19 protein-coding genes and 1 pseudogene are annotated in these 20,250 nt (G+C 41.9%); 5 read left to right on the top strand and 15 right to left on the bottom strand.

Translation table 11 applies throughout. From position 1 onward, the window contains the following. Window positions 1–329: 329 nt before the first annotated feature. The 4 genes from sigK (at window position 330) to AC3WTF_RS05630 (ending at window position 4,412) form a co-directional block, all read left to right on the top strand. The gene (gene sigK / locus AC3WTF_RS05645; protein WP_007408248.1) at window positions 330–1,052 is read left to right on the top strand and encodes an RNA polymerase sporulation sigma factor SigK; all 723 of its coding nucleotides are present in this window, start codon (window positions 330–332) and stop codon (window positions 1,050–1,052) included. 474 nt (window positions 1,053–1,526) lie between these two features. Continuing rightward, a complete protein-coding gene (locus AC3WTF_RS05640) occupies window positions 1,527–2,369 on the top strand; it encodes a sialate O-acetylesterase (RefSeq protein ID WP_007408247.1) in 843 nt (280 codons plus the stop codon). After that, window positions 2,366–2,893 (top strand): PadR family transcriptional regulator, encoded by a 528-nt coding sequence (locus AC3WTF_RS05635; protein ID WP_007408246.1) that lies wholly within the window; start codon window positions 2,366–2,368, stop codon window positions 2,891–2,893. Before AC3WTF_RS05640 ends, AC3WTF_RS05635 begins: the two co-directional genes overlap by 4 nt. 646 nt (window positions 2,894–3,539) lie before the next feature. Further along, on the top strand, window positions 3,540–4,412 hold the full coding sequence (locus AC3WTF_RS05630) for an AraC family transcriptional regulator (protein ID WP_007408245.1): 873 nt from the start codon (window positions 3,540–3,542) through the stop codon (window positions 4,410–4,412). Between the two features lie 211 nt (window positions 4,413–4,623). Here the strand turns inward: AC3WTF_RS05630 and AC3WTF_RS05625 are convergent. From AC3WTF_RS05625 to AC3WTF_RS05585, 9 genes and pseudogenes are all read right to left on the bottom strand, one after another. Beyond that, window positions 4,624–5,263 (bottom strand): annotated as a pseudogene (locus AC3WTF_RS05625) (isocitrate/isopropylmalate family dehydrogenase); the annotation flags it as partial. 255 nt (window positions 5,264–5,518) lie between these two features. Further along, complete coding sequence (locus AC3WTF_RS05620; RefSeq protein ID WP_047935973.1) at window positions 5,519–6,055, bottom strand: ATP-binding protein; 537 nt, start codon at window positions 6,053–6,055, stop codon at window positions 5,519–5,521. Window positions 6,056–6,378: 323 nt separating this feature from the next. Continuing rightward, window positions 6,379–7,755 carry a Tet(L)/Tet(K)/Tet(45) family tetracycline efflux MFS transporter gene (gene tet / locus AC3WTF_RS05615; protein WP_047935974.1) on the bottom strand — a complete coding sequence of 459 codons (1,377 nt, stop codon included), beginning with the start codon at window positions 7,753–7,755 and terminating at the stop codon, window positions 6,379–6,381. Between the two features lie 33 nt (window positions 7,756–7,788). After that, window positions 7,789–7,851, bottom strand: a complete 63-nt coding sequence (locus tag AC3WTF_RS05610) for a tetracycline resistance efflux system leader peptide (protein WP_134816631.1) — start codon at window positions 7,849–7,851, stop codon at window positions 7,789–7,791. Window positions 7,852–7,964: 113 nt separating this feature from the next. Continuing rightward, on the bottom strand, window positions 7,965–8,486 hold the full coding sequence (satA, locus tag AC3WTF_RS05605) for a streptothricin N-acetyltransferase SatA (RefSeq protein ID WP_032870506.1): 522 nt from the start codon (window positions 8,484–8,486) through the stop codon (window positions 7,965–7,967). Window positions 8,487–8,643: 157 nt separating this feature from the next. After that, window positions 8,644–9,144, bottom strand: a complete 501-nt coding sequence (locus AC3WTF_RS05600; RefSeq protein WP_047935975.1) for a DinB family protein — start codon at window positions 9,142–9,144, stop codon at window positions 8,644–8,646. Between the two features lie 217 nt (window positions 9,145–9,361). Further along, window positions 9,362–9,694 (bottom strand): DUF2651 family protein, encoded by a 333-nt coding sequence (locus tag AC3WTF_RS05595; RefSeq protein ID WP_079892032.1) that lies wholly within the window; start codon window positions 9,692–9,694, stop codon window positions 9,362–9,364. 173 nt (window positions 9,695–9,867) lie between these two features. Further along, the gene (locus AC3WTF_RS05590; protein WP_007408239.1) at window positions 9,868–10,671 is read right to left on the bottom strand and encodes an HAD-IIB family hydrolase; all 804 of its coding nucleotides are present in this window, start codon (window positions 10,669–10,671) and stop codon (window positions 9,868–9,870) included. Between the two features lie 32 nt (window positions 10,672–10,703). Next, window positions 10,704–11,516 (bottom strand): Cof-type HAD-IIB family hydrolase, encoded by an 813-nt coding sequence (locus AC3WTF_RS05585; RefSeq protein ID WP_047935976.1) that lies wholly within the window; start codon window positions 11,514–11,516, stop codon window positions 10,704–10,706. A gap of 236 nt (window positions 11,517–11,752) precedes the next feature. Between AC3WTF_RS05585 and AC3WTF_RS05580 the strand changes: the two genes are divergently transcribed. Continuing rightward, complete coding sequence (locus AC3WTF_RS05580; protein ID WP_007612737.1) at window positions 11,753–12,478, top strand: MurR/RpiR family transcriptional regulator; 726 nt, start codon at window positions 11,753–11,755, stop codon at window positions 12,476–12,478. A 95-nt stretch (window positions 12,479–12,573) separates the two neighbouring features. On the opposite strand, the gene manA is transcribed toward AC3WTF_RS05580, so the two are convergent. The 6 genes from manA to AC3WTF_RS05550 all read right to left on the bottom strand — a co-directional run bounded on the left by manA (window position 12,574) and on the right by AC3WTF_RS05550 (window position 20,227). After that, on the bottom strand, window positions 12,574–13,521 hold the full coding sequence (gene manA, locus AC3WTF_RS05575) for a mannose-6-phosphate isomerase, class I (protein WP_492314210.1): 948 nt from the start codon (window positions 13,519–13,521) through the stop codon (window positions 12,574–12,576). A 14-nt stretch (window positions 13,522–13,535) separates the two neighbouring features. Further along, on the bottom strand, window positions 13,536–15,494 hold the full coding sequence (locus tag AC3WTF_RS05570) for a fructose-specific PTS transporter subunit EIIC (RefSeq protein ID WP_129003658.1): 1,959 nt from the start codon (window positions 15,492–15,494) through the stop codon (window positions 13,536–13,538). A 152-nt stretch (window positions 15,495–15,646) separates the two neighbouring features. Further along, window positions 15,647–17,599, bottom strand: coding sequence for a mannose transport/utilization transcriptional regulator ManR (manR, locus tag AC3WTF_RS05565; protein ID WP_492314209.1), 1,953 nt, complete (start codon window positions 17,597–17,599; stop codon window positions 15,647–15,649). A gap of 229 nt (window positions 17,600–17,828) precedes the next feature. After that, window positions 17,829–18,746 (bottom strand): MBL fold metallo-hydrolase, encoded by a 918-nt coding sequence (locus tag AC3WTF_RS05560; protein ID WP_492314208.1) that lies wholly within the window; start codon window positions 18,744–18,746, stop codon window positions 17,829–17,831. Between the two features lie 46 nt (window positions 18,747–18,792). Beyond that, window positions 18,793–19,275 carry a Cys-tRNA(Pro) deacylase gene (ybaK, locus tag AC3WTF_RS05555; RefSeq protein WP_032870522.1) on the bottom strand — a complete coding sequence of 161 codons (483 nt, stop codon included), beginning with the start codon at window positions 19,273–19,275 and terminating at the stop codon, window positions 18,793–18,795. Window positions 19,276–19,342: 67 nt separating this feature from the next. Further along, window positions 19,343–20,227: a LysR family transcriptional regulator gene (locus tag AC3WTF_RS05550; RefSeq protein WP_015240269.1), complete on the bottom strand. Its 885-nt coding sequence runs from the start codon at window positions 20,225–20,227 to the stop codon at window positions 19,343–19,345. Window positions 20,228–20,250: the final 23 nt, after the last annotated feature.

The following is a 20,250-nucleotide window of genomic DNA, read 5'->3' as shown; positions in this document are numbered from 1 at the left end:
GGAGTATCCGCCGCATCATCGTCGGGTTGCATGATTCCGATGCGAAGCTAAGAGGTTTGTTTCAACACATCCATTCATACTCCTTCACAGCTCCCGGAGCTCTCTGTCATGAATGATATCTGTCTACTCGTCTCTTCAGCGCTTTTCGGTTATATTGTTTTCACCCTTACTTTTTTAAAAAATATACAGGCTCAATCATCAAAAATCAAGAGGCTGTAAGAAATAAAACCCGATTTTGATTAATTTCCCTGTACAGACACAAACAGCCCTACCTCCACATACAGTTACATATAGGCGATTGCCTACATAACTTTGTGGAGGTGAGGACGGTGACAGGTGTTTTTGCAGCGCTCGGGTTTATTGTGAAAGAACTTGTGTTCTTAGTATCATACGTGAAAAATAATGCCTTTCCACAACCGCTCTCAAATAATGAGGAGAAAAAATACTTAGACCTTATGGCTGAAGGAGATGAACACGCCCGCAACATGCTGATCGAACATAATCTCCGTTTAGTCGCCCATATTGTGAAAAAATTCGAAAACACGGGAGAGGACGCGGAAGATCTGATCTCCATCGGTACAATCGGGCTGATTAAAGGAATTGAAAGCTACTCAGCCGGAAAAGGAACGAAGCTTGCCACATATGCTGCACGATGTATTGAAAATGAGATTTTAATGCATCTGCGCGCATTGAAAAAAACGAAAAAAGACGTCTCCCTTCATGATCCGATCGGCCAGGATAAAGAAGGGAATGAAATAAGCCTGATCGATGTCCTCAAGTCGGAAAGCGAAGATGTGATCGATACCATTCAGCTCAACATGGAACTTGAAAAGGTCAAAAAATATATCGATATTTTAGACGACCGCGAAAAAGAAGTCATCGTCGGCCGCTTCGGGCTTGATTTAAAAAAAGAAAAAACGCAGCGCGAGATCGCAAAGGAGCTCGGCATTTCAAGGAGTTATGTGTCGCGGATTGAAAAACGCGCATTGATGAAGATGTTTCATGAGTTTTATCGGGCGGAGAAGGAGAAGCGGAAGAAGAAGGGAAAGTGAGCGAAAAGCCGGATCTGACATCCCGGCTTTTTCTGCATTTTAGGACATTGCTCTTCAAGTATAACTTCAGGATTTAAAAATAAAACATAACAAATGAATAGAATTGGTACAATCGTTAACCTTTTTAATAATTTTTCATTGATATTTAACCCCTTCAACATAGCCCTCCCTTTTTAACAATCCATTTCATTTGGGCTACACCCCCATCATTGAATGTATTTCCTATGAAAAATGATTTTGAACCTCATAGGAACCCTTACATCACAGGGTTTTTGTTGTTTTTTCATTGTTTATCAAGACCTAAAGCAAAAGAACTTGCTAATTCTCAAATACATCCACCAAATTTTCAATGTTAGTTTGTTTTTCATACATACTAATAATAAAAATAAAACCTAGTTGAAACTTTACAAGACAAGCTGAATTGACTATAGTCTAATTAGACTAAAATATTGATGTAAAGAAGTGAAAAATTAGATGATAAAGTCTTTTTTAATGTTGGGGCAGTCGAATATGGCGGGCCGTGGATTTTTGAATGAAGTAGACCCTATCTATAATGAAAAAATTAAAATGCTGCGCAATGGACAGTGGCAGATGATGACAGAGCCGATTAATTACGACCGTCCGGTTTCAGGCGTTGGCCTGGCCGCATCTTTTGCAGATGCATGGTCGAAAGCTCATCCCGATGAAGAAATTGGCTTGATCCCGTGTGCGGAAGGCGGCAGTTCATTGAATGACTGGCATCCGGAAGGCATCCTTTTTCAGCATGCTTTGTCCGAAGCCCGCTTCGCCCTCCGATCCAGTCAAATTTGTGGAATCCTTTGGCATCAAGGTGAGAGTGACAGTTATCGTTCGCTGCATGAAACTTATTACGAGAAATTAACTCTTATCATCGAGACGCTAAGAAACGAGTTGGAATTAGATGAGCTACCGTTGATTATTGGAGGGCTTGGTGACTTTCTTGGGAAGACTGGTTTTGGACAGCACGCGACTGAATTTCGACAGGTTAATGAACAATTGCTGCGTTTTGCTAATGAACAACAGAATTGTTATTTTGTTACTGCGGCAGGTTTGACTGCGAATCCTGATGGCATTCATTTAGACGCAGCTTCACAACGCAAATTCGGTTATCGCTATTTCGAGGCTTTTTCGAAAAAGCACCATATCCTGAAACCCATTTCGGGAGAGGAGCAATCACTGAAAGTGAATGGTGACTATTCTAAAACAGAACAGATTTACCTTCATAGTATGGATTTGGCTTCGGGTAAAATCACGTACGCGGAATTTGAGGCGCGGATGGCGAAGGTGATGAAACCATGATTCCCTTACTTATCCTTGGCTTGCTCATCCAAAACCCCGGAGCTCACGGCTATGAACTTCTGGCCTTAATGGAAAAACGTCATTACAAGTACATCGTTAACTTCACGAAAGGTTCATTTTATTACAATCTGCAGCAACTTGAAGAAAAGTGTTTGATTGAACAGATTCAGCAGAAACCCTCAACCAGCGGGCGTGAAATCCGTAACTTTAACGTCACAGAATCGGGAAGGGCAGAATTCGAGAAATTAATGATCAAATACGGCACTAAATCGGAATATGTGAACCTGCAATTTTATGGGGCGTTACTCTTTGCCGATGAATTCGACAAAAATAAATTACTGGATCTGATCCAATCACAAATCGATCAGACTAAAACTCGAATCGAGCTCCTTGACGAATACCTGTCCATCACTCAAGAAATTCCCGGCACAATCAATTACTTTCGCCGCATGAATGAAAATTCCCGTTCACATCACTTGGTTAATTTAGAGTGGTTCGAAAAATTGAAAGCAGAAATAGAGTGAACTATTGCATAATAAAAAATGCAATGTTACATATATAGGAATATTAGTTACCTGCATATAAAACCTGTGTCGCAGATATCGAGTAACACCATTGATACAGGTTTTATACCCCTTCTTTTAATTAAACCAGTAATGGGGTTGTCAACACTTGCCCCGAACAAGAGCAAGTGAATCTGCTGCGTGTTCTTCTTTTTCAATCCGTATGAATAACCACTTTTTACACCTATTTAGTATTCAAGTAAGTCAACTGATTTTTCTCCATCTTCCGCTAAACTGCTGCTTTCGTCGAATAAGAAAAAGTGATCTCCCTTAAGGAAGAATCACTTCCTCTAATTGAACAAGCAGTGAAGGTGAACACCGTTCTCGACATTTTATCTACCTCTGCGTAAGCAACTTTCAATTGATTGATAGTAAACCCCTCCAACAAGAAAACTCCGTCTTTTTCTGTTTTCTTTTCAATATAAAACAATGATAACTTCTTTCATCTTATGAAACCCAAGCAGTTATTAGGTGGTTTTCTTTATCTGTACAAATACAGGTGAATCACTTAATTTATTACATATAAGTTATCCTGCAAAACTGTGCACGAAATGTCGGGCAGATACATTTCGCTCCTGTTATTCTTTTGTTAAAGGAGGTCAAATAAATGGATTCGCTTAAAAGGATGAATAGCGCATTAACGTATATTGAAGAAAACCTCACGAACGATATTGATTTCAAAGAAGCAGCAAGGCTTGCTTTCTGCTCTGAATATCATTTTAAAAGGATGTTTTCCTTCCTTACAGGTATTTCATTATCGGAATATATTCGTCGACGACGTCTTACTCTTGCAGCTTTTGAACTTAAAGACAGCAGCGTAAAGGTGATTGATCTTGCAATAAAATACGGTTATCACTCACCAGATTCTTTTGCACGAGCATTTCAAAATCTGCATGGCATAAGCCCATCAGCAGCTAAACATAATGGCCATTCACTTAAAGCTTATCCGCGAATGACCTTCCAGTTATCAATCAAAGGAGGAAATGAAATGAACTATCGCATTGAAGAAAAAAAGGCATTTCGCATCGTCGGCATTAAAAAAAGAGTCCCTATTTTATTCAAAGGCGTGAATCCTGACATTGCATCGATGTGGGAAAGTTTAGATGAAACAGCAATCAAACAACTAAAAGAGCTTTCTAATGTAGCGCCTGTAGGACTCATCAGTGCATCCACGAACTTTTCTGAAGGCCGGACAGAGGAAAACGGTGAGCTTGATCACTATATTGGCGCAGCCACAACGAAACATTGCCCAAATCACCTATCACAGCTTGAAGTCCCTGCCTCAACGTGGGCTGTATTCGAAGCAGCCGGATCATTTCCGGATGCACTGCAGGAAGTATGGGGGCGGATTTATTCTGAATGGTTTCCATCGTCACATTATGAACAAATTGAAGGCCCAGAAATCCTGTGGAATGAGCATAAAGATGTAACATCGCCATCTTTTAAAAGTGAAATTTGGATACCCATTTCAAAAAAGTAATATATCTTACAATGAAATTAGAGGAATTGAAGGTGTTAAGGAAGGGGTCTCATCCCTTCCTCTTTAAGTTACTAACCCGATCTGCAGCATTATTGATGCCATTAATCTACGAATTGAGTTTTTTAATGAGCAGAGCCGTTCTTACTGAAAATCTAAATTGAGGTGTCCTATTGCGTTTTGATGATCTGCTTCTCACCTCTTATTTTCCGCCTTAACATCCGATCCTTTCTGCAATTGCTTCTGCAAAGTCTGACGTTGATGATTGACCGCTAAGATCTCCCATTTTGATTCCTGCCTTCACGGTTTCCCGAAGTGAGTTTTCTATTAATTCCGCTGCTTCTTTCAGTTTTTTATCACGATACTGTGTACTGAGCATTCAAACAACATAGCAGTTGAAAGTATAATACCGATAGGATTCGCAATATTTTCCCTGCAATGTCAGGTGCCGAACCGTGAGCAGCCTGGGCCATTGCCTGCTTTCCCATTTGTATTAATTGACAGTGCAAGCCCCAAGCTGCCGACGAACTAAATGTACCGTCATTGCATCAATATGATAATCATCCACTTCAGGGTATTGTTCCGGCATTTCTCGGCACGTATTCAAAAAGAGTCCCGAGCCATGTAACCTTCTTACGGCGTTCCATCGCACTTTGAAAGGCTACATGCGCAATACGTGTAATCGCCTTTTTAGTGAAAACTCCAGTCAATACAGCCACTTCCGGGGTTACCTGCCATTCCCCTAAACCGATATACATATTTCGGCCAGCGTAAAAGCCTTCCGTATTTTCACGGTAAATGACCAAATTAGCTTTCCCTGCAATACTTTTCATTCCAGGTATTGTCTTTGCCGGCGGCAATGGCTTTTCACTCAATGGTAACCAGCTTAAACCTGGACAGGTTTCAGGGTGTATCTACTCATTGGAGTTCCGTTTCTTGCAACTTAACCAAAAACTTCCTTACAAAGAACAAATCACTTCTCTATTGTGGGATGCTGCCGAAAATAAATGACTTCACAACAGAGAAACAGAAAGCGGTATAAAAAAACAGCTCCGTTAAAATGGCCGGAACTGTCTTTGAATTTTGGATTTTGCAGTTATCTCCATCCGTTAGTTTGAATTCAGATAATCCAAGACACGATCAACTCTTTCATTGACTGAGTAATCTCCTTCAATTTTTAACAATGGACAAGATAAATCTGCCATCCAATGTTCGTGTAAAGCTTTGCTTCTAACTTCCATTCCGGCATGATCATATAAAGAAGCCCACTCTAAAAATGTTTTTGATTGTTCATATTTACTGCCGCCGGCTAACACTTCGTTTCCATAACGCTGAAATTCCCTATGCCTTAATCTCTCGAGCCGTATATCCTGCGGAATCCATAAGAAGATGACAAGGTCAAAATAACTTTTTAAATCATCGCCCCAGCCGCACACTGCGCCAGAAAGAATCCATTTCTCATTTATTGTCAAGTCTTTTTCAAGCAACTTTCTTCTTTCAGGAATTTCTCTTTTTTTAGTGAATTTATCTGTCCAATAGTAATCATCAGTATCAAGATGCGTATGAGGCAAATGCTTTGATAATGCAACACCCAATGTTGAAGTTCCGACTCCGGAGGCTCCCAGTATGTGAATATTATTTTTCATCGTTCCCCCTCCTTATAAAGCAACGAAACTCCCTGTCCGCTGCACAAAGTTCTTACTATTATTTTAACATAAATCCCCAAAAACCTTTACTTTGCCAGGGGAATCCAGATGCGTGTTAAAACCATACTGCTTACGAACTTCATGGTCATTTTCAAACAGAATGATTAACTTTCTCTCCGGCCTATTTTAATATCCTCAAACACTTTCTCAAAAGTCCCGATTGGCAGTGAACTCCCCTTTCATTGATCGACAAAAGCTTCCGGAATAAGGAATCTCCTCAAAAAAGGATCAAAACTTTTATCAAGTTTGATCCTTTTCCCTTTTTAGTCATTTCTTTGCGAACGTTTATAGACATTCATGGTTACCAGCCAGCTCATAACAACGATTCCTGCAAAAAGAATGAGCATATTACTGTACAAATAAGCGGAATGATCAGCATTAACAGGCAGCAGCCTTTGATCCAGCAAGCGGATCGATAATAAACCGCCTGCAATTGCAATGCCTGTTCCCTCTGATAAAAAGCTCGTAAAATTAAGCAGACTCATTCCGGCGCCGGCTTCCTTTTGTTTCAAACTGCCAGACACAATTGTAGATATAACCGTTTTTGTGAAGGAGAGCCCCCCAAAAACAAAAACGATGATAACGGTCATGAGCCAAGGTGCCGCATCTATGAAAAAGGCAGCGATTAAAAAGCTGGAAGACATCAATACAATCCCAATGGTCAGCACATATAAAGAACCTTTCCGATCAACAAGCCATCCTCCAATGTAACCGAAGATGATGACGCTCATCGTCCCGGGAAACATAATCCCGCTTCCAATTGCCGCAGTACTTAAATGGTGAACATCTTTCATCATATAAGGAACCATAGACACAAATCCTGCTGCAGTGCCGAATATCAGGCCTCCGCAAAGGGCGCCCATCATAAACAAGACATTTTTCCCCAGTGCAGGGTCAACAAAGGGATCTTGAGTTTTCCTAATATGTTTCACAAATATCAGGAAAGCTAGAATACTGATGATCAGAAAAGACATTCTATATGACGTTGTAAACAGCAGAAAAAATACGATGCCTGCAGACATTAATATAATCCCCGCCATATCAAAGCGCCCGCTGATTCTTTCTTCCTTTTCCAGCAGTTTCATCAGGAATGGAACGGTGATAACTGTTGCTGTCGGAATAAGCAGCAAATATGACCAGTGAATATAATGAGCGATCATTCCGCCAATAGCTGGTCCGGCACCTTCCCCCATTGCCACCAGCGACCCGATCAGACCAAATGCTTTACCCCTGTTTTCTTTCGGAATATTGCGTACTACTGCAACCATCACAAGAGCCGGGAATGCGGCTGCACCAGCCCCTTGAATAAATCGGGCCAGAATGAGTACAGGAAAGACAGAGTGTCCGACAAATCCAATGATCGACCCGAAGCCATTTACCATAATTCCAAATAGGAGCAGCTTTTTGATCCCCAGCTGATCTGATAACTTTCCATACAGAGCAGTTCCGATGGAAAAGGTTAACATAAAGGCCGTGTTCACCCAGTTTGCACTCGCTGGCAGTTTATGAAAATCGTTGGCGATATCAGGTAACGAGACGTTCAAAACCATTTCATTTAATACGCTGAAAAATGACAAAACACAAAGCCAAATGAACACTTGGTTGTGCCGTAAAGCTGACTGTGAATAAGGCGTATTCACAAATTTCCCTCCATTAATGAGGGCAGACGCAGTTTATAGGGCCATTGATACGCTTCCCTCTTTTAATTGTACCCTGTTCATTTTTTTGCACTTCATACATAACTCCCCCTGCATTGATTGATATACCTTATTATAAATCCTCAAGCTGATGTTTTGAATACTTTTCGACACACACCCGCTAAATGACGAAACATCAAATACTGTTATATTTAAAATTTACAGTACCAAAAAACCGCAATTTCATTTGCTGTTGAAAAATTGGAATAAAGCATTGTATCGACCGCTCCTATGACAAAGTTATTTTTGGCATAAAAATGACAAGCTGAAACATTAATATCTTGTGTTTCAAGCATAAGACCGCATAAATGATTCTCCTTTGCCCACTCAATCACTTTATGCAATAAAGCCGTCCCGACACCATTTTTTCTATAATCTTTTGCAACGGCAATGTCTTCAATCAGTGCGTATCCATTCCAATTAGAACGAAGCTTACTCCGGCCGACACAGTCGTTCTCTGCGTAATAAAAAAAGACAACTTTATCCTCTTCTTCAATATAACTGACATCAATGTCTTCATCGTCATATTTTTTGACATAAGGCTCAGCAAATTTCTCCTCTGTATATGTCCAAACATTGTCCTCAAATGAAGGGATGATTCTCCCTGAAACAACGAAAGGTTCGTTTGGTTTATTGAAGTCTTTCATATTGAATCGCGTCATTTTAGTTATCACCATAATCACCTTTCTGTATTTATTGACCTTAATTTACATCTTTTGAACTGTTGATTCGTCTGCATGTCATGGATACCGGTTTAATAACTCTAAAAAACAAAAAAGATACCAACATCGATTGGTATCATCTATTCGTTCGAGCCCTTACAACAACATCCTATTTCGGAGCTTCCAAACCAAATGTTGTCCATTCCTCTTTTGCCGGACCATAAATACCCGGAACAGGTAAACCTGCTTGTCTCATAAGGACAGTCATTTGTCCTCGATGATGGTTTTGATGTTGAATTAAAAACATCAAAAGTGAACCATTTGGCAATTGCTGACCAATAAAGTTGACACATTCTTGAAGTGTATCGTCAGTCCATTGCGTTTTTAACGCCTGTACAAATGCATTACTGGCTTGATGATAACTCTCAGCAATAAACCGCGCCGATGCAGGAACAGGATAATCTTCAGCCGGAGCATGAAACGTTAAATCTGTGTTTGAGGTAATGATGTGAATGGCCGCGACAGTATGCCATGCAATACGGCCTAAAGTCCAATGTTCTGAAGTGATTTCTTGTTTAAGTGATTCATCAGTCAGATGATTCAGCAGTTTTTGTGTCGCATCGGCTTCGAATTCCCAAGATTTCAAAAAATGGTCTAAAGTTTGAAACATAAAAATCCTCCTTATCCTTTTTTGTTTTTCTATATATCTGCAGTTCAATTATAGTGCTCCGTTTAGTTAAAAAAGAACAAAACGATAGACAGACATTTTTAACAGAAAGCCCGAACTGACAACAACAGACAAAATATAAGAACATAACGGATACCTCTATACTTCTTTTTCTTCAATCGACAAAAAAAGGATAGCTGTTCAAACAGGATTCTTCTGTCTAATATTTTCTCTTTGCAAAAGTCCATATCGTCTTAGTGATTGAACCGGAGACAAAACAGCTCCCCGTCATCATAGCCACCCAAATGAAAAATGTCGGTTCGGCACCTATTACAATAAACATGAATATCAAGGACAAAATGAAGACAATAACAACCATCATCCATACTTTTTTAAAGATGAAATATCCTAAAATCCCTAACAGAAAAGAAGCTGCCGGAAGAAAAATAAGAATGATATACGCGGGGCTCAACAGCGGGCTAATACAAACACCTCCCAATTTCAAAACGAGGCAGTTCCTACTTTTTGTCTGATATGAAGTGATTTTTTTCATCTTGATATTACACCGCTTCATTCATTTTATACATATTATACCAATACCATCGAGTCAAATATAGATATTTATTCATTTTTAACATACTTTAGGAAAATCAGGAGTGAATTAAAGTCTGAGGATAGCCCGCTTTTTCTATCCCTAGTAAGTCATGCCGCATTGATTTTAGCCCATCATTGTTTTTGCAGCGCTAATATTCTCATAATCGTGTGCATGACGCTGCTTTCCTCATTTGATTTGATGACAAAGTGCGCCGCATCTTTTATTTCGTCAATGGCATTCTTAACCGCAAAGCTGTAGGATGCCGCTTCCATCAATTCTTTGTCATTGCGGCCGTCTCCGAACGCCATTGTTTCATCAGCCGAAACCCCTAATAATCGCTGCAGTTCTTGTACTGTTGTTCCTTTATGTATTCCGATATTTGATATGTCCATCCAGGTATCCTCTGATGCTACGATATATAATTGGTGAAAAAATTCATGCAGCTTTTCTCTCGTTTCCGGACAGTTGGCGTCGGGGTCATGAACCGTAATCTTGATAAAATCGTCTTTTATCTCAGTAAAATCAGTTATTTTCGTTACATGTGCATAAGAGGCATTTACATATTTCATCTCACTTTCAGACAGATTTTCTTTTACGATCGCGCCATTTTTTGTGCATGCGATAATGCTATGCCCGCAGCTGATTTTTTCTAAAGCGCCTATAATTGACAGTCCCGCTTCATTGCTGATCAAAGATTCATATACGAACTTGCCGTTCTTTTTTATACGTGTGGCACTGTCTCCTAAAACCCAAAAATCGTTCGCATCTTCTCCGAATAAAGCTTCCACTCTTTCACACTGCTTCCCGGTGCAGATGGCGAAAGCGACATGCTGTTCCTCCATTACTCGTTTTGTCTTTTCAAATAACGTTCTGTCAAAATCGCCTTGATTATTTAAAAATGTACCGTCTAAATCCGTAATCACTAATTTAATCATCGTTCAGCACCTCCGCAGTTAAAACGTCTTTTTCAGACAAAGGGTTTTTCACATTTGAGGATGGAATCAATCGCATTTAAGACCCCTTCTTCATTGTTTGATTGCGTGATATGCGCGGCAGCCTGTTTAATGCTTTCCTGCGCATTATCCATGGCGACCCCGTATTTCACGGCGGACACCATCTCCAGATCATTGCCGCTGTCTCCGAAGGCCGCACACTCTTCATCACCCATCCCCCATTGTTTCTGGAGGAGCTTAATCCCGCTTGCTTTATGAAGCCCCGGTATGATCAGATCTATGTCACCGTGCCCGCTTGATATAGGCGTGACGAAAGACCCGATGGCGTTTTTCAAATAGCTCAGAAGTGCGGAACAATGTTCGGCGGGAAAGCTGATGGAAAATTTCAAAATGTCATCATCGATGTTTTCAAAATGCGGCACCCTTTTTAACACATAATAATACTTACTGGCATGCAGATATTCATCTTCACCGGCATTTTCATGAATATACGCGCTTTTTTTTCCGCAGACAATGACGTTTTTCACCTCATACTGCTTTAAAGCACGGATCACTGCTTTTATAGTGTCTTCAGACATGCTACCCGCGAATAATTCTTCTCCGGCATTCACGACGAAAGCGCCATTCTCGGCAACGAAAGCGATTTCACTTTTGATTTCCGGAAAGAAGGATGTAAGCTGCGCATACTGGTTTCCGCTTGCTACGGCAAATTTAATTCTCCGCGATTTTAATTCACGATACTGATTCATAAAACGCTCTTTGTTATAGGCCATTTCATCATTCAAAAACGTTCCGTCCATATCAACCGCTATCAGTTTGATACTCATATTGTCCTCCTTTTTTCGGCCGCTTTTGTCAGAGACCCTTGAAGAGTTCATGCATAAAGCGTATGAACGAATTATATCCGCAGTTGTTTTGCGCCGTAAATCATTGGCTGACGTCTTGTTTTGAATGACACAAAAAGTGATTTGTCACATAAATATAACACTATGTTTCTTTTAAAAATGATATGTTACGATTAGATGTACATTCACCATTCTCATAAAAAGGAGAATCCCCCTGCATGTTCACACACGAAATGATTGCTTCATTTAACGAGCTTGAAACTTCTTTATACAACTACATCTCCCAAAACAGCGAGAAAGTCGTCTATATGCGAATCCGTGAATTGGCAAATGAAACCCATGTATCTACGGCTTCTATTTTACGTTTCTGCAAAAAAATAAACTGTGAAGGGTTTTCGGAGTTTAAGGTGAAGCTGAAAATGTATACGGAGGCAAATAAAAAAACGATTTTAAAGAGTCCCCATCATTCCGTTGCCGAGTTTTTTGAAAGAACAGTGAGCGGAGGGATGGAAGAAAAGCTGAAGGAAGCAGCAGCCCTTGCGGCCGATGCAGAAAGCGTTATTTTTATCGGAGTGGGAAGTTCAGGAATTCTCGCCGAATACGGAGCCAGATATTTTTCGTGCTTAGGGAAACTTTCAATGTATATTAAAGATCCTTACTTTCCGGCCCATTCCCATTTCCGCCATAACAGCATCACGATCGCATTATCGGTTTCAGGTGAAGGAGATTCTACGGTGACTCATCTGAATCAGCTGAAACAAGAAGGCAGCCGGGTCATCAGTATTACAAATCATAAACATTCAACCATTGCCAAAATGTCCGATGTGAATATTTCATATTACGTGACGGAAGAATGGGTTGAAAATGCGAATGTCACCACCCAAATCCCCGCTATGTACATACTTGAATCAATGGCTCGGGAGATATACAAATTGAGAGAATAAATTCAGGAACGAAAACACTGATACACTGGAAATTTCGTCCTTTTTGTAAAAATAATGAAAAACCCTTCTCTGATGCCAGAGAAGGGTTTTGAGGATCACAGATGAGACACAATACAATTTGCATGGCCTGCCAGTTTATATTCTCCCAAACCGGAAGGCAGGAGAATATGATCTCCTTTTCTAAAGGGATATTCATGCCCGCCTGCAATCATTATTCCGTCTCCTTCGATCACGCTGACAAGAAGGAAGGGATGATGCTGGAATAGATTTGCTTCACCTTTTACAACCCACTTTTCGACTGAAAAATAAGGACATTCTATTAAAACAGCTGCCAGCAGATCATCTGTTTGTTTATATTGAACGGTCGGCCGTTCACGGACAGATGGAATGTCTATCACTTCTATACTTTTTTCCAAATGGAGCTCGCGCATCCTGCCGTCCGCATCTTTTCTTCCGTAGTCATACAATCTGTAAGTCGTATCTGAATTTTGCTGCGTCTCTAAAATAAGTGTGCTCTTTCCAATCGCGTGTACGGTGCCGCTTGGGACAAAGAAGAAATCTCCCGGCTTTACCTTAACTCTGTTCAGGAGCCCGTCCCATTCTCCGCGCTCAATCATGGACATCAGTTCTTCTTTTGTTGTTGCGTTGTGGCCGAAAATGATCTCCGCATCTTTTTCACAATCAATGATATACCAGCATTCGGTTTTTCCAAGTTCCCCGTTTTCATGCATTTTGGCAAAGTCATCATTCGGATGCACCTGAACGGACAGGTCTTGGTCCGCATCCAAAATTTTTGTAAGAAGAGGAAAACGGTCTCCTTCAAGGTTTCCGAATAAATCTCTGTGATGCTCCCACAATTCACCGAGCGTACATCCTTTATACATGCCGTTTCGAACTGTGCTCTGTCCATTTTGATGAGCGGCGAAGGCCCAGCACTCCCCTGTCCGCTCGGACGAAATATTATAGTGAAAATCACGCAGGGCGGCGCCTCCCCAGATTCTTTCTTTGAAAACCGGATTGAAAAATATCGGTTCAGTAGACATGATCATCCCCCGCTTTATTCGATTTCTTCCAGAAGCTCATACGCCTCTTCTTTTGTCTGAACGGAGAGCAGCCTTTCCCGATAGCTGTCATCCATCAGTTTTCGGGATAACATCTGCAATATTTTTAGATGCTGATTTCCGCCGCTTTCCTTCGGTACGGCAATCATAAAAATCAGTTTTGCATCAGAACCATCAAGGCTGTTCCAGTCAACACCCGAACGTCTTATTCCGAATGCGACACCCGGCGTTTTGACGGCTTCAGACTTTCCGTGCGGAATGGCGATATTCATACCTATCGCCGTGGTTCCCTGCTGTTCCCGGCTCAAAATGGCCTGCTTAAATCCGCTGTCAGACAGCAGCATACCTTTACGGGACATTTTCTCGATCATTTCGTCGATAATGTCATCCCTCGTTTCGCCGGATAAATGCGGTTCAATCAAGTCCGTACTGATAATGTCAGTCAGTTTTTTGATTTCGGTCATCCCGGCTTTTCGGCTGTCAGCCTGAGATGGTTCCTTTGTTTCTTTTGCCGCTGCAGCTTCATTTGGTGCGGCAGACGGCAGCACCTCGCCGGGCGCGGGGGATTTCGCCATATCTTTCTTCAGTACATTAACCAACAGAGCGGTGACAAGAGAGCCTGCTGTTACAGCGATAAAAAACATCAGTACATGATCTACTGCTCCAAGTACAGCAACGATGGGGCCGCCGTGTGCCACTCTGTCCCCCACATGGCCGATCATCGCTATCACCGAGCCGGTCATAGAACCCGCCATAATACTCGGGATCACACGAAGGGGGTCTTGGGCCGCAAATGGAATGGCTCCTTCCGTGATACCGAAAAGGCCCATCGTAAATGATGCTTTTCCCATTTCTCTTTCTGCGGCTGCGAATTTTCTTTTTCCTAAAAACGTTGCAATCCCAAGCCCTATCGGCGGTATACAAATGGAAACGGCAATCGGGCCCATAATTTCATAATTTCCTTCTCCGATCATTGCCGATCCGAAAAGAAAGGCCACCTTGTTTACGGGTCCTCCCATATCAAAGGAGATCATCGCTCCTAAAATCAATGCCAGGAGAATTGAGCTCGAACCTTTCATTCCCGCAAGCCAAACCGTTAATGATGCGAAAATATGAGCGACGGGGGCGCCGATCAGAAATACAAACGCCAAACCGACGATCAGTGAGGCAAACACCGGAATAATAATGATCGGCATTATCGGCTGTATTGCTTTAGGAACTTTACATTTTTTGATTCCAAGCGCAGCATATCCCGCTAAAAATCCCGCAATGATTCCTCCAAGAAATCCTGCGCCGCTTGCACTGTCGTAAAAGCTGCCGGATGCCGCAATATATCCGCCGATCATTCCGGGGACAAGACCCGGCTTATCAGCGATGCTGAACGCGATGTACCCGGCTAAAATCGGGATCATGAATGAAAAAGAAGCACTGCCGATCTGTTCAATCGTTTTCCAAAAAGACTCATCCGGAATGACTAAGCCCTTTGGTGTTTTTTCTCCTCCAAGCGTCAATGCAACCGCTATCAATAATCCGCCGACGACAATGAAAGGAACCATAAAAGAAACGCCGTTCATTAAATGACGGTAAATCGGGTTTTGTTTTTTGCCCTGCTGACTTGCGGTTTCAGCTTTTGAAGCAGATTGATAGACCGGCACTTCACCGCTAAGCGCTTTTTGAATTAATTCTTCCGGTTTGCGGATGCCTTCCTGAACCCCGACGGCCAGCAGCTTTTTTCCCGCGAATCGGTCTTTGTTCACCGAGCGGTCCGCCGCGATAATGATTGCGTCTGCTTCCCGGATTTCCTCTTCGGTCAGCCTATTTTCCACCCCGATTCCGCCCTGGGTTTCCACTTTGATCTCAACGCCTAATCTGCCGGCTGCTTTTTGTAAATTTTCAGCAGCCATATACGTATGGGCAATGCCGTTCGGACATGATGTAATCGCTAACAGTTTCATATAAATCCTCCTTTGCAGTCTGAATTTCAAGATCTTGTCTCAACTTTATACTGAAATCAGCCTGTGATAAGCGCGTTTTTTTACCATAAGTTCCGGAAATAACGGCATTTTTCCCTATAAACAGAAAAAAAGCAGGGAGATATTCCCTGCTTTTAATAGTTTAAATACGATAAAAACGTCATCACATTTTTTTCTTCCGTCAGTTTTTGAATAAATGCCGGCTGCTCGCTAAGATAGGAAAGCTCACTGAATAATTGCTTTACCTTGTTTTGATCTTCGTGTTTGACGGCAAGCATAAAAACGAGCGACACCTTTTCTGTCCCCCATTCAATCGGCTCTTTTAAGGTGGCGATTGCAATGGCTGATTGTTTGATATATTTAGAGTTCGCGTGAGGGATGGCAATACCCGCCCCGATATTTGTCGCCGACATTTTTTCTCTCATTACTGCATGAATGCCATACTCTTTTTCTACATAGCCTTTTTCATACAAAGCCTGCGCCAGCTTTTCAATGACCTGATAACGGTGCTCTGTCTCTTGCTGTAAAAAAACGAGAAACGGAGTCGTATCGTTTAGCATTTTAAACGTTTTTTGCTCCCGGCGGTGTGATATATCAAGCTGTTGCAGAAATGCGCTGAGCTTCTTTTCATCAGCAGACTCCAAAAGCGGTGATACGACAATATGAGGGATCGTTACATTTCCAAGCCCTATCGTAGAAATGACGAAATCTATATCTTTATGCTTTTTGATATACTCTGTCAGCTCCGCTTTTGCGATACAGTCTTTTACCGTAATGTGATGAAATTTGCGTTCAATTTTAGTCCGCAGCAATTGTGACATGCCAATGCCCATATGGCAGACGATGATCGTCCTTTTAGGGTTATGCCTGTTTCGGCGCAGCCGTTCGATCGCTGCCTGAAAATGCAGCGTCAAATAGGCCGCCTCTTCTTCAGGAATATAAAGATCAAATGTTTGATTGATGTCTTCTAAAACGTCAATGATAAGATGAAACAAATAAGGGTACATTTTTTTGATGTCGTGAAGCATGGGGTTTGAAACAGAGAGATCATAGCTCAGCCGCTTCAACACCGGATCGAGATGAATGTTCAATCCGTTGATCAGTTCCTGGTCTTTATGAAAATCCAGCATTTTCAGTTCTGAAACACGATTGATCAAATGCCTGACGACTTTGGAAAGCTCAGAATCTTCAAGATCAAGCTTCTTTTCTTGCTGCGATGGATAGCGGACTTTCCCGCCTATTATATGTAAAGTTAAATAGACGGCTTCTTCCTCAGGAAACCGGATGGCAAATACCGGCTCAAGCCGTTTTAAACAAGCCAGTGTCCATTCATATTCTTTCTTCTTTTTTACCGCGTCCAGCTGTCTTGCAGAAATGGCGACCGGCTGTTTCATTTTGATACGGCGGATAGTCAGCAATGTATGCAGCAGCAAACTTTCAAATGTTTCATCCGTAAAATAGATAGAATGTTTTTTTTGTAATAACTTGATTTCTTTTCTCACAAAGTCCGCTTCATAACTTAAAAACTTACTTTTTATAAATTGGCTTGTAAATTCCGCATTATCAATCAAATCTGAAATTCGCGCCAATGCTTTTCTTTTGTTTTTTTCGTCCCCTTCAATCTTTAAGCCGAGCCGCTGTTTAGAAACCAGCGTGAGATCAAATCGCTTCAGCCACTCTTCAACCGCACTTACATCCTTTTTAATGGAAGCTCTGTTTACAAAATGCTGTGCGGCAATTTCTTTTGCGGAAACGGGCTTTGAATTCATTAATAAATCATAAGCGATGTGAAGTATTCTTTCTTCATCGGTCTTGTGCCTGCACGTAAAGTGCTCATTATAAATTTGCCGGATTAACCGTGACCTTTCCTGTTCAGATATATGTAAATAGACGCCTAATCCCGGTTTGCGGATCAGCTGAGCTTGAGCATGTTCATTCAGGAAATCTTCAATCGTTTTCAAATCATTCCTGATCGTTTTTTCAGAACAGCGGACCCTGTCTGCGAAATCTTGCACAACTAAGTAGTCATCAGGTTCAGATAACAACAGATACAAAATCTTTTTCTGCCTTGAATTCATGTATTTCATCTGTTTTTCTATCCTTCCTGTCCGTTTCTGCTGGAGCAATTGTGATAGGTTAAATATACTACACATACGAAACCGTTTTCATTTTATAATGAAACAAAAGAGTAAAAAGTTTTGTTTTTTACCGCAGATTCCGGAAAAATCATGTTTTATACTAAAGCTGTTCACCTTTGGTTGACAACAAAACACCAACCGTTTTTAAACGATTGGTGTCGGCAGCGAAAACCTGCTGTTACAGCCAAAATGTTTCGCCAAGCGCTAATGCTTTCAGGTTTTCAGGAGGTAATGCAAGCCGATCCCACTCGCCGTGCAGTCTGCTTAGTGCTTCCGGGCCTGTATCATCAGCAAGCCGGAATGCCCCGTAATGCATGGGAATGAAGCTGTCAGCCTTCAGCTCCAAAAACGCTTTCACGGCGTCTTCCGGATTGATATGTGACACTTGCATAAACCATTCCGGTTCGTATGCTCCGATCGGCATCAGAGCCGCCTTAATACGAAACCTCTCTCCGATTTCTTTAAAGCCTTCAAAATAGCCTGTATCTCCTGCAAAATAGATGGACTCGCCGTTTTTGCTTTCTATGACCCAGCCTCCCCAATGAGAGGTATCGGTATCCCAAAGCGTTCTCCGTGTCCAGTGCTGGGCCGGAACAAATGATATGTTCACCCCCCGCATCTCAAAACGATCCCACCAATTCATTTCATGGACCTTTTTGCGGCCTTTTTTGTTGAACAGCTTTTTCAGTCCCGCAGGCACGTAAAAATCCGGGTTTCCTCTCAGTTTTTTTATACTCGGAAAATCAAGATGGTCATAATGCCCATGTGAGATGAGCACGGCATCAATGTCAGGCAGTTCGCTCAATTCATATCCCGGCTCTGTCAGCCGTTTTTGAAAACCCATCCTCCGCGCCCATACAGGGTCGGTCATTATGTTAAACCCCTGTATTTGGATCAGAAATGAAGAATGGCCGATCCATGTTATGGCGGTTTCCGTCCGATTGACGGCAACATCACGGACATCCCTTGTGACCGCTTTCGGAATGTTCTCGCTTAAGTCTTTACTTTTTTCTCTTCGTTCTTTCATCCATTTCCACATGTCCCTGAATCCATGTTCATTCTTCACGCCATTCAAGTTTTCATATCTTTTTTTCATTATCATTCTCCCTTGAAACGTGTATTCCATTAGATTCACCGGACATTTATACAATGTCTGTAAATACCGCCCCGCTTGCTTCGGCTAAATCTCGAGGCGCTGCTTTCAGCTGCATTCCGATTTTCCCCGCACTGACAATCATAAACTCCAGTGTTTCAGCGGATCTATCAATAAAAGTCGGAAACCTTTTTTTCATTCCGATCGGAGAGCAGCCGCCGCGTATATAGCCGGTCACTCCCAAAAGGTCCTTCATGGCAATCATTTCTATTTTCTTCTCACCTGCCGCCTTCGCAGCCTTTTTCAGATTCAGTTCTTTTGCAACGGGAACGACAAAGACGTAATAATGATCAGTTCCTGCAGATGCCACTAAGGTTTTATAAACATATTCGGCAGCGTATCCGATTTTTTGTGAAACGGAAAGACCGTCTGCGGGCTGTCCCCCTTCTGTTTTGTAACCTAATAGCTCATAGGGAATGTTTTGCTGCTCAATGATACGGACAGCATTTGTTTTCACTGTTTTTTTCGCCATGGTTTTCCTCCGTTTTCTGTATTTCTTTCTGCTTTATTTTCAACTTTGATTTTAATAAAATGACCGCTCAGTTGCGTGCTTTGTAATACTCAAGTGCAAACTGTTTAAAACGCTCAGCAGCAGGAGAGAGAGCATGGTTTTTCAGCTGGGCTAACGCTATGGTGCGTTCGCATTGGTAATCTGCAACCGGAAGAAAAACGACCGGAAAGTATGAATGCTCCGCGGTTTTCGGCAGCACTGCAGCCCCCAGACCCGCGGCGGTCAGCCCTAATATGGTTGACACTTCCTCTCCTTCAAATGCGAGATGCGGGTGTATATTCAAATCCCGGCACATCAGATCAAACATATATCTCAGCCCGTATCCCGGTTTAAAACCCACAAAATCCTCGTCCTGCATCTCTTTCATTTGAATGCTTTTATTTCCTGCAAGCGGGTGGTTCTCAGGTAGCACCGCATATAGAGGCTCTTTCTCCAGCACTGTCCATTGTAAAAGCTCGCTGGGAAGCGGCGGGGAGCTGAGACAGATATCCGCATCTCCCGTTTCCACCATTTTGCGAAGCGTTTCATTTGCGCCTTGATAAAGCCGGAAGGTCACGTTTGGGTATAGCTTTTTAAATTCGGCAATCAGCTGAGGCATTAAGCGCAGCCCGAGTGTATGAAGAAATGATACAGATATTTCGCCGTGCTCCAGGCTCATATTCTTTTTCACTTGTTCAACGCCTTCATTTAAAGCTCTTCTCGCTTGTTTTGCTTTTATTAAGAACTGCTCTCCGTGTCTTGTCAGCCGGACGGCTTTTGTCTCTCTGTAAAATAACGGCGCGCCTAATTCTTCTTCGAGCCTGATAATCGATCGGCTTAATGCCGGCTGAGAAATCATTCTTTCTTTTGCCGCATTTGTGAAATGCTGATGAGCTGCCGCCGCAATGAAGTTGTCAATTTGATGAAGCTCCATTTTCTCCTTCTCCCCTTTCTTCA

The sequence above is a fragment of the Bacillus sp. EB106-06-01-XG163 genome, from assembly GCF_058791615.1.
The sequence above is the reverse complement of the archived record's forward strand: the minus strand, read 5'-3'. Positions and strand labels throughout refer to the sequence as shown.

Bases quoted from the DNA above. Each gene is read 5' to 3' on its own strand.
- manA (WP_492314210.1), bottom strand. From the start codon at position 13,521: ATGTCTACTGAACCGATATTTTTCAATCCGGTTTTCAAAGAAAGAATC.
- AC3WTF_RS05640 (WP_007408247.1), top strand. From the start codon at position 1,527: ATGATAAAGTCTTTTTTAATGTTGGGGCAGTCGAATATGGCGGGCCGT.
- AC3WTF_RS05630 (WP_007408245.1), top strand. From the start codon at position 3,540: ATGGATTCGCTTAAAAGGATGAATAGCGCATTAACGTATATTGAAGAA.
- AC3WTF_RS05600 (WP_047935975.1), bottom strand. From the start codon at position 9,144: ATGTTTCAAACTTTAGACCATTTTTTGAAATCTTGGGAATTCGAAGCC.
- AC3WTF_RS05620 (WP_047935973.1), bottom strand. From the start codon at position 6,055: ATGAAAAATAATATTCACATACTGGGAGCCTCCGGAGTCGGAACTTCA.
- AC3WTF_RS05590 (WP_007408239.1), bottom strand. From the start codon at position 10,671: ATGATTAAATTAGTGATTACGGATTTAGACGGTACATTTTTAAATAAT.
- AC3WTF_RS05550 (WP_015240269.1), bottom strand. From the start codon at position 20,227: ATGGAGCTTCATCAAATTGACAACTTCATTGCGGCGGCAGCTCATCAG.
- AC3WTF_RS05560 (WP_492314208.1), bottom strand. From the start codon at position 18,746: ATGAAAAAAAGATATGAAAACTTGAATGGCGTGAAGAATGAACATGGA.
- manR (WP_492314209.1), bottom strand. From the start codon at position 17,599: ATGAAATACATGAATTCAAGGCAGAAAAAGATTTTGTATCTGTTGTTA.
- AC3WTF_RS05570 (WP_129003658.1), bottom strand. From the start codon at position 15,494: ATGAAACTGTTAGCGATTACATCATGTCCGAACGGCATTGCCCATACG.
- AC3WTF_RS05580 (WP_007612737.1), top strand. From the start codon at position 11,753: ATGTTCACACACGAAATGATTGCTTCATTTAACGAGCTTGAAACTTCT.
- AC3WTF_RS05585 (WP_047935976.1), bottom strand. From the start codon at position 11,516: ATGAGTATCAAACTGATAGCGGTTGATATGGACGGAACGTTTTTGAAT.
- AC3WTF_RS05595 (WP_079892032.1), bottom strand. From the start codon at position 9,694: ATGAAAAAAATCACTTCATATCAGACAAAAAGTAGGAACTGCCTCGTT.
- AC3WTF_RS05635 (WP_007408246.1), top strand. From the start codon at position 2,366: ATGATTCCCTTACTTATCCTTGGCTTGCTCATCCAAAACCCCGGAGCT.
- ybaK (WP_032870522.1), bottom strand. From the start codon at position 19,275: ATGGCGAAAAAAACAGTGAAAACAAATGCTGTCCGTATCATTGAGCAG.